We start from the raw sequence: 12,704 nt of genomic DNA, 5'->3' as shown, positions 1-12,704 counted from the left end.
ACGCCAACCGAATAACACGTTAGTTCCCTTTTTCTACATTGTCGGCGCGTTTCTTACGCCACAACACTAACAGTGAACCGAATAGACCGACGAACAATAACACCAGTGGCAACATCATCAGGCAAAACATCAACTCGTCTTCATACTTCATGAAAACCGGCGTCTTGCCTATCGCGAACCCGAGCGAAACCAGAATCAACACCCACAGCAGTCCGCTCATCCAGTTGAAAAACTGAAAGCGGGTATTGTCCAGCCCTGACAGCCCGGCAATGGTAGGCAGCAGCGTGCGAACAAAGGCGAGAAATCGGCCAATCAGCAGCGCAGACAATCCATGACGATGGAACAACAGATGCGCACGCTGGTGATAGTGTGCGGGGAGATGAGAGAGCCAGCCTTGTACTACCCGGGTATTCCCCAGCCATTTCCCTTGAATATAGCTCACCCAGCAGCCAAGGCTGGCGGCGGTGGTAAGCAATGCGATAGTGAATGCATAATTCATCGTGCCTTTGGCAACCAGCACGCCGACCAATACCAGCAGACTGTCTCCGGGCAGAAAGGCCGCGGGTAACAGACCATTTTCCAAAAACAGGATCATGAACAGAATAAAATAGAGCGTCCAAACCAGTTTGGGGTCAGCGAGAATATCGAAATTTTGGTGCCAAAGCGCATTAACAAGTTCTTTAATTAATTCCATTCGGTATTCCTAACACAACAGCATGCTACGTGGCCCATCGGCGATGAAATACACCGACTGCAAGGGTCATTATGTACACCGGCTCGCCATGGTGAGCGCTGTTAGAGTAGAACATACCGATGTTCACATATCTCATCCACTTAATCCATTTTTCCCGACGAGCCTGCATTGTTGCGTTTTGGCGGCAGTAACGCGGAAAATACCGGATTAAGCGTTAAAAAGAGCTTCTAACTGTAACAAAAGCCTAAAGGTTGAGATAGGGAATTATCGCAGGAAAATGTGAGATTTATCGCTGCTATTTGAGAGAAAAGGTTTTTTTGCGGCCGATTTTACATTTTTTGACACAAACAGGTGTTTTCAGACGTTTTGGCCCCTGTTAAGTGACAGAGGCGGCAGGTTTTTTTGTTCGGGTGGTCAGGATTTGTGCACGGTGATTGGCTCAAGATGCACGACGGGATTTTCGGCAAACATATAGCGGTCAACGTTGAATTCAAAGTCATCGGTGGTGGCGCGAAACAGCATTTGCTTGGTGTTTTCCAGATGCTGCCACATCGCCAGCTTGGCGGCGTAGGGATCTTTGCGAATCAGCGCCTTAAGGATTTGATCGTGCTCTTCGCACCAGCTTTCGATTGAGCGATCGTCAATGTGTTCGTGCAACTTGAGCCAGTAGGGGTTGTGGATACGCTGGCTCCACATTTTTTCCACGATAGTGGCCATGGCCGAGTTCTGTGTCGCCAGTGCCACCTGAATGTGAAACTTCAGATCCCACTCGGAATCACGGAAACGGTCTTCCTGACGCGCATATTCCTGGATCTCCATCAACTGGACAATGTCTTGACGCGTCACCTGTGTCGCCGCAAATTCGGCAATATTACTTTCAATTAACTGGCGTGCCTGCAACAGCTCAAACGGTCCGGCGGTGACAAACTCGATATCCCCGCCGCTGGGCACGCGATGGCTTTGCTGATTGGAAATGACATGAATGCCTGAGCCTTTTCGCACCTCGACGTAGCCTTCCACTTCCAGCATGATGATCGCCTCGCGCACGACGGTGCGGCTGACGTTCATCTCTTCTGAAATGTAGCGTTCGGCGGGTAACTTCTCACCAACAAGATAAACGCCACTTTCGATGCGCTGCTTAAGTTCTGCGGCTAACTGTTGGTATAGTCGACGGTGCTCAGTGAGTGCCATATTTTTGCTCTTTAATAGATGACGGTCCGTAAATGGGGAACCTTTCCCTGCGACTTTCCTGCGCCGCAACCTCACCACAGGGGCGAAAAAAGGCTGAGAAAACCATCACGTCAAGATTTATTATACCACTTATTCGTGAAGCCGACCAACATCAAGGTCACAGTTATGCATTATCAGCCCGCAATAAAAACGCCCGATAACCCCGGTTATCGGGCGTCAAAGCAGGTCTAGCCGTGAGACAGGCAGTGATTAATGCTGCTGTGCCGTCTCAAGCACTGCGGCTTGTTCTACCTCTATCGCTGGGCGGTTTTGCAGAATAACCCAGATCAAGATGGCACCCAGCACATCAAAGGCTGCCAGCACCGCGAACAGCGGACCGAAGCCAATGGTGTCTGCCAATGCGCCAACCACCAGAGCGAACAGGGTGCTCGCCAGCCAGCCAGCGCCGCCAGTCAATCCGTTGGCGGTAGCCACTTCGTTACGACCAAACACATCAGAAGAGAGCGTGATCAGCGCGCCGGACAGTGACTGGTGCGCAAATCCACCTACGCACAGCAGCGCGATGGCAACATAAGGGCTAGTGAACAGGCCGATAACCCCAGGGCCAATCATCAACACCGCACCCAGCGTCACCACCATTTTGCGCGAAACGATCAGGTTCACTTTGAAATATTTCTGGAACAGCATGGGCATGTAACCACCCAATACTCAGCCCAGGTCAGCAAACAGCATCGGCAGCCAGGCGAACATGGCAATTTCTTTCAGGTTAAAGCCATAGACCTTGAACATGAACAGCGGGATCCAGGCGTTGATGGTGCCCCATGCCGGTTCAGCCAGGAAACGCGGTAACGCGATGCCCCAGAACTGACGGTTGCGCACGATCTGCCAGGCGGACATTTTCTTACCGTTATCAGCCTGATGCTGAGATTCCTGACCGCTCAGAATGTAATCGCGCTCTTCATCAGTCAGTTTTTTCTGGTCTTTCGGGTGTTTGTAAAATGCCAGCCAGCACAGAGCCCACACCATGCTTAAGGCACCGGTGATGATAAAGGCCATTTCCCAACTGTGCATTACGATGGCCCAAACTACCAACGGCGGCACCACGGTGCTGACGGAAGTGCCTGAAATGTTTGGCGCAGAGCGTATTCTGATGAGCCGCTGCCGCGATGAAGCGACGTTTGAAAAAACGGTCCACATGGTCAATGACTTCAAACAGTACTTTATCGAGCACAACCAGCCGATTTATGAGAACCCCTTGCCGGGTAACAAGGCCGGTGGTATCACTACGCTGGAAGAGAAATCACTGGGCTGTACCCAGAAAGCGGGGCAGAGCAAAGTGGTGGACGTGCTCAAGTATGGCGAACGCCTGCATACGCCGGGGTTGAACCTGCTCAGCGCACCGGGTAATGATGCGGTGGCTACCAGCGCGCTGGCGGGCGCGGGCTGCCATATGGTATTGTTCAGTACCGGTCGCGGAACGCCTTACGGCGGTTTTGTACCTACGGTGAAACTGGCAACCAACAGCGAGTTGGCACAGAAAAAACCGCACTGGATCGACTTTGACGCCGGCCGCCTGATTCATGGGGTGGAAATGGACGATCTGCTGACCCAGTTTGTGGACATGATCGTGCAAATTGCTGATGGCAAAAAGCTGGCGAAAAACGAGATCAATGATTTCCGCGAACTGGCGATATTTAAAAGTGGCGTAACGTTGTAAAACCTCCCGCTTTTAATTAAAATGAAACGGCGTTCCATTTATTGACGCAGTTTTATTTATTTTCACCACTCCTTTTCCCAAGGCACAGATCATGACGAGCTATTGGTTTGCTCAGGCAGTGGGGGCGATTGCCTTCCTGGTGGGGATTACCGTATTTTTCACCGTGACGATCGCAAATTCAAACTACAACTTTCCCTCTACAGCGCCATCATCGGTATCCATTTCTTTTTGATGGGGGCAAATGCCGCTGGCGCCAGTGCACTGCTGAATGCCGGGCGCACGGTGATTGCTACGCGCACCCACAATCTTGTCGTGATGTTTGCCTTTATTATCCTGACGCTGGTGCTCGGGCTTTCGGGTCTTAAGCATGCGGTTGAGCTGCTGCCGATCATTGGTACGCTGATCAGCACATGGGCGCTGTTCCGCACCAGTGGGTTGACGACACGCTGCGTCATTTGGTGCGCCACACTGTGCTGGGTAATACATAACGTATGGCTTGGTTCAATCGGCGGTTCGCTGATTGAAGGCACATTTTTGATTCTGAATGGCTACAATATCATCCGTTTTTGGCGCATGCAGAAGCGTGGACTGGACCCGTTCCGGGCTGAAACGCAATCTCGTTAATGTCGATATTGCTCCGTTTTCCCTCACCTTCAGACAGACGATGAGGGAAACGCGAGTGTATTACAGCAGGTTCAGCCGCTCTTTCTCTGCCAGCTTGGCATCTTCCGATTGACATACTGAAGCGGTGAACAGGACATCCGTTGAAGAGTTAACGGCGGTTTCCACCGAATCTTGTACCACACCGATGATAAAGCCGACGGCAACCACCTGCATGGCGACGTCGTTGGCGATACCAAACATGCTGCACGCCAGTGGGATTAACAGCAGCGATCCCCCTGCCACGCCTGATGCACCACAGGCACAAATGGCGGCGACCACGCTGAGCAGCAGCGCGGTAGGCATATCAACATGAATACCCAGCGTATGTGCAGCGGCCAGCGTCAGTACGGTGATGGTTACCGCCACACCTGCCATATTGATAGTCGCACCCAGCGGGATGGCGACGGAATAGGTGTCTTCATCCAGATTCAGCTTACGGCACAGCTCCATATTCACCGGGATGTTGGCGGCAGAACTGCGGGTGAAAAAGGCGGTAATACCGCTTTCACGCAGGCAGGTCAGCACCAGTGGATACGGGTTACGGCGAATTTTCCAGAACACGATCAGCGGGTTGACGGCAAACACCACGATTAGCATGCCACCGACCAGCACGGTTAACAGGTGCGCATACCCCCACAGTGCACCAAAACCGGTTTCGGCCAGCGTCGAGGCCACCAAACCGAAAATCCCCAATGGTGCAAAGCGAATTACCGTGCGGACCAGAAGGGAAACGGCATGTGCAGCATCATTGATAAAGGTTTTCGTGCTGGGTGACGCATGGCGAAAAGCGATACCGAAACCAACGGCCCACACCAAAATCCCGATGTAATTGGCGTTAATCAGTGCGTGAATCGGGTTGGCCACCACGCTCATCAGCAAACCTTTCAGCACTGCTACAATGCCTGCAGGCGGCACAACATCGGTGGCTTGTGCATTTAAGGCGAGCGTCGTGGGGAACATGAAACAGAGTACGACAGCAACCAGTGCAGCGGAAAAAGTGCCGATGGCATACAGCACCAGGATCGGGCGGATATTGGTTTTTTGTCCCTGTTGGTGGTTGGCAATCGACGCCATCACCAACAGCAACACCAACACCGGGGCGACTGCTTTTAGCCCCCCGACGAACAATGTACCGAGCAAGCCGACGGCAAGGGCGCTCGCTGGAGAGAGCATGGCAAGCAGGATGCCCAAAACCAGCCCGATAACAATTTGTTGCACCAGACTGCCTTGCAGTAAATAACGCAAAAAAGCAGATTGAGTATTTTTCATAAAATAGACGGTGTTCCCGTTCCGTAACGCAAGAGTGAGTGTGTGTTGGGGCATTGCAGAGAAGAAAACCTCTAAAATGGCATTGGGTTTTTTAATGCTCGGCAACGCGATGTTTGCGGGAAGCAGTATAAGGAAAAACGTCATTAAAAAAAGCAATGGCACACGATTTTGTGCAGTAAGTCGTTCAGAAATCGCCTCATTTACGGAGGCGATAAGCGGTTTAGCGAGCGGCGCGCTGATTCATCCACAGGTTAATCAGCAGCGTAATGGCCAGAATGCTGGCTACCACGCCCAGAGAGATAGCGATAGGAATATGGAACAGGTCGATCAGCATCATCTTGGTGCCGATAAATATCAGAATGACGGCCAGACCATACTTGAGCAGTGAGAACTTCTCCGCCACGCCAGCCAGCAGAAAATACATGGCGCGCAGGCCCAGAATGGCGAACAGGTTGGAGGTCAGCACAATGAACGGGTCGGTGGTAACCGCAAAAATGGCCGGGATACTGTCAACGGCAAAGATAACATCGCTGATCTCAACCAGAATCAAGACTAAAAACAGCGGTGTGGCATACAGAATACCGTTGCGCCGCAAGAAGAAGCGTTCGTTTTCGATGGTATCCGTCATCCGCAGATGGCCGCGAAGCCAGCGCACTAACGGCTTGTCGCCGAGATCGCCGCCATCGTCTTTGGAGAACGCCATTTTCAGGCCCGTGAACAGTAGGAACGCGCCAAATACGTAGAGCAACCACTGGAACTGCGTAACCAGCCAACTGCCACCAAACACCATCAGCGTTCGCAGGATGATGGCACCCAGCACGCCATAAACCAGTACGCGGCGCTGATAGTGGGCGGGCACGCCGAAATAGCTGAACAGCATCAGCCAGACGAAGACGTTATCGACGGCGAGCGCTTTTTCGATCAGATAGCTGGTGAGGAAGGCGAGGGCTTGCGTGTTGGCGACTTCTACGCCGAGCGTGCCTTTCAGATACCACCAGAATCCGGCATTGAAGGCGAGCGACAGCGTAACCCAAATCAATGACCAGGCAGCAGCCTGGCGAAATGTCATGGTGGTGGCACCCTTGCGCCCTTGATAGAGCAGGTCTACCGCCAGCATGGCGATAACGATGACAGCGAAGCTGCCCCACAACCACGGCGTACCGATGGAGTTCATAACTGGTTCCTTGCAACAAAAATTAACACCGTCAGGCCTCATTTTTATCTGGCGCGGTAGCAGGCCAGGTAAAAAAAAACGACATGTATCGGAAGACACAGGTCGTTTGGTCACTCGCGTTGCAAATGTCCCTCGCCTTCCGGCAAGGTCTCACTTACAACGCCAATGCGGAATGCTCATTGGTATTGCCCGATAACCGGAAGCATATCTCTACTCACTTTATAGCAAGCTTGACACATGACTTCGTAATGACGATTAATCGGCGGAAAAGTTACTCCCCTTTGCATCAGCAAAGATAGGTGAAAAGTCGATCCAGGTCAAATTTTGTGAGCGCTTTTCACCTGCTCCGTTAATTGATCCTCAGAAAGTACGTTGCTGTCGGCGGGGAATACCACGCCAGTCTGGCAGCGAATTTCTGTTTGTAAGCGCGCGACGGTGAGTGAGCGTGCCAGAAAGGCGTGATTGACGTCATTCTGGGCGACCAGTGAGGCAAAGGTTTCCACTTCATACAGCATGCTGTTGATGTGCTGCGGTTGGGACAAATCGATTCGTTGACCGTTGCGCGGCACCAGGCTCACTTGCTGGCATTCCGACAGTCTGTCGATGACCAGCGAACCATCTTCCCCCTGGATTTCACTGGGGATGGCGCTGTTGCCCACCTTAGAATGCGCGATAATCACGTCAAAATCCCGGTAATTCAGTACGACGCTGCCGTGTCCGTCCACGCCGCTTTCCAACAAGGCCGCACTGGCCTGAACGTTGTGAGGAACTCCCCACAGACTGACAGCGAATGCCAGGCAGTAGTAGCCAATATCCATGATGGAGCCGTTGGAAAACGCCGGATTGAAGGTGTTGGGATTCTCTCCTGCCAGATAGGGTTGGTAACGGGAAGAATATTGACAGTAATTCAGAAACACTTTACGCAACCGACCAATGCGCGCCAGGCCCTGCGTCACCACGGCGTAATTGGGCAAGCTCGCGGTTTTGAAAGCTTTAAACAACACGACCTGATTGGCTTGCGCGCACGCGATCATTCTCTGCGCCTGGGCATGGTTCGATGCCAAGGGTTTTTCGCAGACCACATGTTTGCCATGTTCAAGAAACAGGATGGATTGTTCCGCATACAGGCTATTTGGACTCGCGATGTAAACCGCATCAATCAGGTCGGACTGGGCGAGCGCCTCCAGAGAGGTGAAGCAGTGTTCAACCAGATAGTCTGTTTGAAATTGCTGCGCTTTTTCCTGCGAACGGGAGTAGATGGCGATCAATTTCATCTTACCGGTTTCATGTGCAGCATCAACAAACTGGCGCGTGATCTGACTGGTTCCTACAATAGCGAAACGAATCATGACGGATCGATGTTCCTGGCGAGAGCGTAAGAAAAACAGAGTAACATGATGTGGGCGCAAGGCAATCGTCGCGTCGCGGTTCTGCGTAGGGGAAAACCACGGCAACAGGACGTCACGCGCCCGGATTCGCCCTGACTGACGAAAAGCATTTACTGCTCCCCGACGTTACGGGGTACACTGCGCAACCTTTATGACGCGGGAGAGGCCGATGAGCCAATTGGAACTGGAAACGCGAACGCTCACGTTGGTGTGTTATCCGAAAACGTCTGAGAATTCCACCTTACAAGCCTGGGAAGCGGCAGACGCGTTTTTGCTTAACGAGATTGCTGTCATGGAGCTTGCGCCTGGGCCCGTTGTGATTCTGAACGACACATTCGGTGCACTGGCCTGTGGATTACAGGCGTATGAGCCGCTCTGCGTCAGCGACAGCTACCTGAGCCAACTGGCGACGCGGCATAACCTGTCGCTCAACGGCTTTGCGCCGGAATCCGTCGTGTTGCAAGACAGCCTGACGGCGTTACCTGATGCGCCATCGCTGGTGGTTATCAAGGTGCCAAAAACCCTGGCGATGCTGGAGCATCAGCTTCGTATGCTACGCTCGGTAGTCGCCCCGCATACGCGAATTATTGCCGGCGCGAAGGCGCGCGATATTCATACTTCCACGTTGCAGCTGTTTGAAAAAATTATTGGTCCGACGCGGACTTCACTGGCGTGGAAAAAGGCACGCCTGATTCACTGCGATGTGGCACAAATCAATGTAGGTAAGTATTCACCAACCGTTGAGTGGGAACTGGAGGGGTATGGTTACCGCATCCACAACCATGCCAACGTGTTCTCACGCGGTAGCCTGGACATCGGTACGCGCTTTTTTATGCAGCACCTGCCGCGTGATATTGAAGGCAAGATGGTGGATTTAGGCTGCGGTAACGGGATTGTCGGGCTGGTGGCGCTGGCGCAAAACCCGTTAGCGCTGGTCAGCTTTATTGATGAATCTCATATGGCGCTGGCTTCCAGCCGCATGAACGTGGAAATTAACTGTCCGCAAGATCTGCCGCGTGCCAGTTTTGTGGTGAATAATTCGCTGGCCAACATTGCCCTTGATTCGCTGCAAGCCGTGCTGTGTAATCCACCGTTCCACCAGCAGCAGACCATCACCGACCATCTGGCCTGGAACATGTTCAGCGATGCGCGCCGCTGTTTAGCGCATGGTGGTGAGCTGCGTATCGTAGGCAATCGCCACCTCAACTACAACCCGAAGCTGAAACACCTGTTTGGCAACTGCGAACAGCTGGCGGGCAACAACAAGTTTGTGGTGCTGCGCGCGGTGAAACTGGCATCGTCTCGCTGAACGGGGCTTGAGTCATCGGCTACAGCGTTAGCGCCAGCCGAGTGGCCTGATCGATGGCCCGCCGGGCATCCAGTTCGGCGGCGACATCCGCACCGCCAATCAGATGCACGGCGCACCCGCTGGCCTGCAATGGCGCATAGAGCTCGCGCCGTGAATCCTGTCCTGCACAGACGATGATGGTATCGACGGCGATGCATCTCTCCTGGCCCTCATGAATAATATGCAGCCCGGCATCGTCAATGTGCTGATATTGCACGCCGTCCATAAAGCTCACGCCGTGGCGCAGTAGTTGCGCCCGGTGTATCCATCCGGTGGTTTTGCCAAGATGCTCACCCAGTTTTCCTGCCTTGCGTTGCAGCAGCACGATTTCATGCTGATGCACTGCGCCAGTGGGTGCTCCGGCGGCGAGCGGTAATACGCCGCCCCGTTTATCAAGAGTACGATCGATACCCCATTCGGCATAGAAATCGGCTTGCGGTGGCGCGCTCAGATAATGGGCAACATCAACACGGATGCCGCCTGCACCGATAATCGCCACCCGTTTGCCAACGGGAACCTTATCGCGCAGCACCTGTAAGTAGCTCACTACGCTTGGGTGATCAATGCCGGGAATCTCCGGCGTGCGTGGCGTGATGCCACACGCCAGGATAACGGTATCAAAGGTTTTAAGGTCGTCTATTGTGGCTCTGGTGTTGAGGCGGACCAATACGTGAGTGAGCACCAACATACGGCGGTAATAGCGCAGCGTCTCCGTGAATTCCTGTTTGCCGGGGATTTGCCGGGCCAGATTAAACTGACCGCCGATGTTACTGTCCGCTTCGAACAACGTCACTGCATGGCCGCGCTGTGCTGCGTTAATGGCAAAAGCGAGCTCTGCCGGGCCAGCGCCGATGACGGCAATTCGTTGCGGTGTGTCTGTAGCGATTACCGGGAGCGTTGTTTCGTGGCAGGAGCGCGGGTTGACTAAACATGACGTCACCTTGCCGACAAAAATCCGATCGAGACAGGCATGATTGCAGCCGATACAGGTATTGATCTCATCGCTTCGGCCCGTTTCTGCTTTCTCAAGCAAGTGCGAATCCGCCAGAAAGGGGCGCGCCATGGAAACCATATCAGCGCAGCCCTGTGCCAGCATCTGTTCTGCCTGAGCCGGATCGTTGATGCGGTTGGTGGTGATAAGCGGTATGTTTACCTTGCCCATCAAACGCTGGGTCACCCAGCCAAAGGCCGCACGCGGCACCAGTGTTGCGATAGTCGGGATGCGTGCTTCGTGCCAGCCAATACCGGTGTTAAGCAACGTGACACCAGCGGCTTCCATCTCTTGAGCCAGGGTTTCTATCTCTTGCCATGAGGAGCCGGACTCCACCAGATCGAGCATGGACAGGCGGTAGATGATAATAAAGTGTGGCCCGGTTGCACGGCGCACTGCACGCACAATCTCCAACGCGAAGCGGCGGCGGTTCTGTTCGTTACCACCCCAGTCATCATGCCGCTGGTTGGTGCGTTCGACCAGAAACTGATTAATCAGATACCCTTCAGAGCCCATGATTTCCACACCGTCATAGCCTGCCTGCTGGGCCAGCGCCGCACAGCGCGCAAAATCAGCGATGGTGTGTAAAATCTCCTCATGAGTCATGGTGTGGGGAAGGAAGGGGCTGATCGGTGCCTGAAGGGCGGAAGGTGCAACGGGATCGGGTTGATAACTGTAGCGCCCGGCATGCAGAATTTGCAGCGCAATTTTCCCTCCCGCTTCATGCACCGCAGCGGTTATTGGGATATGGTGAGGTAGCTGCTCTTCATGTTCAAGCGTCGCTCCGCCAGCGACCATGGCACCTTTGGCGTTGGGCGCAATACCGCCGGTAACAATCAGAGCTACACCGCCCTGCACGCGTTCTCGGTAAAATGCCGCCAACCGTTCAGTGCCCTGTGGATGTTCTTCCAAACCGGTGTGCATTGAACCCATGATGACGCGGTTTTTTAATGTGGTGAAGCCCAAATTGAGGGGCGAAAAAAGCTTGGGGTAGGCGTGCATGATGCTCTCCACAGAAACCGCGCAAGAAACTGGTCTGATGAGTTTACTGTAGCGAGTGTTGGATAGTATGTGAAATAAATGTTTATTTAATGTGATTTGTGTCATTCCCTGTGGCGATACTCGATAATCGGGGCGGTATGCCAGAAGGTTTGTTGTCCGTGCCAACAATCATTATAATTCGCGGGATCAGAGTGCCAAGGAATCGCTATGTGGGTGGATGAGTGGGAACCGGCGCTGGAAAGTGCGCTTACCGATTTGGAACGTTGTGTCAGGTTGCAGCAGCAAGGCTGGCGTCAGGATCGTGAAAGCTGGCAGCAGCAGCTCACGCAGGCCCAACAGCGGGAAGCGGAGCTGTGCGCGCAGATCGAAAAGTTAGTGATTCAGCTAAACTCTATGGATGCGTCGCCGGAACGAAATCCCCTGGTGCAGCGCATTAAAATGATTGGCGCCTATATTGACGCCTTGGCGAAGGATGCCTCCGCCTTTAGTCGTTCACTTCCCTGATCGGTTTGATTTGTCCTGTTTTTTCCACTGGTGTTGGTGCTCGCTGAGCAAGCGGCAGAAGACTGCCGTTTGCATGACGCTGTGTGGCTTACAGTAGCGTCAGGGTTACGTCGATATTGCCGCGTGTGGCGTTAGAATACGGGCACACGATATGGGCTTTTTCCACCAGTGCTTGCGCGGTTTCACGCGCCAACCCCGGCAGATCAATTTTCAATTCCACTTCAATTGCAAATCCGGTTGGTGCGGCTCCGATGCCGACACTCCCCTCAATGGTGGTTGCCGCTGGCAGTGCAATTTTTTCTTTGCTGGCGACAAACTTCAGCGCACCAAGGAAACAGGCAGAGTAACCTGCGGCAAACAGCTGTTCCGGGTTAGTCCCTTCGCCACCGGCACCGCCCAGTTCGCGTGGCGTCGTCAATTTGACGCTCAGTTGCTGATCGGAGGATTCGGCGCGGCCATCATGTCCGCCAGTGGCTTTTGCGTGAGCGACATACAGTACTTTTTCAATGGATATGGTGTAACTCCTACAGGCTATTTTTTATCACGATATTAAATCGTTCGCTATTTAAATGGTCGAAATGAAACATCGAGATAAGCGGCCATCAAAGATTCTCGATCAGTCTGGCACGCAGGTATTCTAACCGTCATTCCGCACCTGATTTTTCTTTTTTCGGGACTTGACGGTATTCTGAAGTTCTGAATTTATTACTGCTTTTTGCAGACCAATCAGCATGAGTACTCCCCACGTTACCATCCGTAACCT

General features: G+C 53.2%; 9 protein-coding genes and 3 pseudogenes. 4 read left to right on the top strand and 8 right to left on the bottom strand.

Annotation, left to right across the window (positions count from 1 at the left end):
* Positions 1–19 precede the first annotated feature (19 nt).
* The 3 genes and pseudogenes from ACTBDZ_RS03535 to ACTBDZ_RS03525 form a co-directional block, all read right to left on the bottom strand.
* Positions 20–694, bottom strand: a complete 675-nt coding sequence (locus tag ACTBDZ_RS03535; RefSeq protein WP_438814265.1) for a DedA family protein — start codon at positions 692–694, stop codon at positions 20–22.
* A gap of 414 nt (positions 695–1,108) precedes the next feature.
* Positions 1,109–1,885 carry a transcriptional regulator ExuR gene (gene exuR, locus ACTBDZ_RS03530; protein ID WP_438814264.1) on the bottom strand — a complete coding sequence of 259 codons (777 nt, stop codon included), beginning with the start codon at positions 1,883–1,885 and terminating at the stop codon, positions 1,109–1,111.
* A 249-nt stretch (positions 1,886–2,134) separates the two neighbouring features.
* A pseudogene (locus ACTBDZ_RS03525) lies at positions 2,135–2,986 on the bottom strand (MFS transporter); the annotation flags it as partial.
* Here ACTBDZ_RS03525 and ACTBDZ_RS03520 point away from each other — a divergent pair.
* Both ACTBDZ_RS03520 and ACTBDZ_RS03515 read left to right on the top strand, forming a co-directional pair.
* Positions 2,976–3,602 (top strand): annotated as a pseudogene (locus ACTBDZ_RS03520) (altronate dehydratase); the annotation flags it as partial. The pseudogenes ACTBDZ_RS03525 and ACTBDZ_RS03520 overlap by 11 nt on opposite strands.
* 91 nt (positions 3,603–3,693) lie before the next feature.
* Positions 3,694–4,226: pseudogene (locus ACTBDZ_RS03515) on the top strand (YgjV family protein).
* 60 nt (positions 4,227–4,286) lie between these two features.
* Here the strand turns inward: ACTBDZ_RS03515 and sstT are convergent.
* From sstT to ACTBDZ_RS03500, 3 genes are all read right to left on the bottom strand, one after another.
* A complete protein-coding gene (gene sstT, locus ACTBDZ_RS03510; RefSeq protein ID WP_438814263.1) occupies positions 4,287–5,534 on the bottom strand; it encodes a serine/threonine transporter SstT in 1,248 nt (415 codons plus the stop codon).
* A gap of 220 nt (positions 5,535–5,754) precedes the next feature.
* Positions 5,755–6,708 carry a TerC family protein gene (locus ACTBDZ_RS03505; RefSeq protein WP_438814262.1) on the bottom strand — a complete coding sequence of 318 codons (954 nt, stop codon included), beginning with the start codon at positions 6,706–6,708 and terminating at the stop codon, positions 5,755–5,757.
* Between the two features lie 317 nt (positions 6,709–7,025).
* Positions 7,026–8,057: a Gfo/Idh/MocA family protein gene (locus tag ACTBDZ_RS03500; protein WP_438814261.1), complete on the bottom strand. Its 1,032-nt coding sequence runs from the start codon at positions 8,055–8,057 to the stop codon at positions 7,026–7,028.
* Between the two features lie 208 nt (positions 8,058–8,265).
* Between ACTBDZ_RS03500 and rlmG the strand changes: the two genes are divergently transcribed.
* On the top strand, positions 8,266–9,405 hold the full coding sequence (gene rlmG / locus ACTBDZ_RS03495; protein ID WP_438814260.1) for a 23S rRNA (guanine(1835)-N(2))-methyltransferase RlmG: 1,140 nt from the start codon (positions 8,266–8,268) through the stop codon (positions 9,403–9,405).
* Between the two features lie 19 nt (positions 9,406–9,424).
* Here rlmG and ACTBDZ_RS03490 read toward each other — a convergent pair whose 3' ends face one another.
* Positions 9,425–11,437 (bottom strand): oxidoreductase, encoded by a 2,013-nt coding sequence (locus tag ACTBDZ_RS03490; RefSeq protein WP_438814259.1) that lies wholly within the window; start codon positions 11,435–11,437, stop codon positions 9,425–9,427.
* Positions 11,438–11,644: 207 nt separating this feature from the next.
* Between ACTBDZ_RS03490 and ACTBDZ_RS03485 the strand changes: the two genes are divergently transcribed.
* Entirely contained in the window at positions 11,645–11,941 is a 297-nt protein-coding gene (locus ACTBDZ_RS03485) for a hypothetical protein (protein WP_438814258.1), read from the top strand.
* An 88-nt stretch (positions 11,942–12,029) separates the two neighbouring features.
* On the opposite strand, the gene ACTBDZ_RS03480 is transcribed toward ACTBDZ_RS03485, so the two are convergent.
* Complete coding sequence (locus tag ACTBDZ_RS03480; protein ID WP_438814279.1) at positions 12,030–12,455, bottom strand: organic hydroperoxide resistance protein; 426 nt, start codon at positions 12,453–12,455, stop codon at positions 12,030–12,032.
* Positions 12,456–12,704 lie beyond the last annotated feature (249 nt).

Source organism: Symbiopectobacterium sp. (assembly GCF_051710365.1).
In the GTDB taxonomy this organism is placed as follows: Bacteria; Pseudomonadota; Gammaproteobacteria; order Enterobacterales; family Enterobacteriaceae; genus Symbiopectobacterium.
This window is presented reverse-complemented; position numbering and strand designations above follow the sequence as displayed.

Excerpts from the sequence above, each read along its gene's own strand:
- ACTBDZ_RS03535 (WP_438814265.1), bottom strand. The coding sequence starts at position 694 with ATGGAATTAATTAAAGAACTTGTTAATGCGCTTTGGCACCAAAATTTC.
- exuR (WP_438814264.1), bottom strand. The coding sequence starts at position 1,885 with ATGGCACTCACTGAGCACCGTCGACTATACCAACAGTTAGCCGCAGAA.
- sstT (WP_438814263.1), bottom strand. The coding sequence starts at position 5,534 with ATGAAAAATACTCAATCTGCTTTTTTGCGTTATTTACTGCAAGGCAGT.
- ACTBDZ_RS03505 (WP_438814262.1), bottom strand. The coding sequence starts at position 6,708 with ATGAACTCCATCGGTACGCCGTGGTTGTGGGGCAGCTTCGCTGTCATC.
- ACTBDZ_RS03500 (WP_438814261.1), bottom strand. The coding sequence starts at position 8,057 with ATGATTCGTTTCGCTATTGTAGGAACCAGTCAGATCACGCGCCAGTTT.
- rlmG (WP_438814260.1), top strand. The coding sequence starts at position 8,266 with ATGAGCCAATTGGAACTGGAAACGCGAACGCTCACGTTGGTGTGTTAT.
- ACTBDZ_RS03490 (WP_438814259.1), bottom strand. The coding sequence starts at position 11,437 with ATGCACGCCTACCCCAAGCTTTTTTCGCCCCTCAATTTGGGCTTCACC.
- ACTBDZ_RS03485 (WP_438814258.1), top strand. The coding sequence starts at position 11,645 with ATGTGGGTGGATGAGTGGGAACCGGCGCTGGAAAGTGCGCTTACCGAT.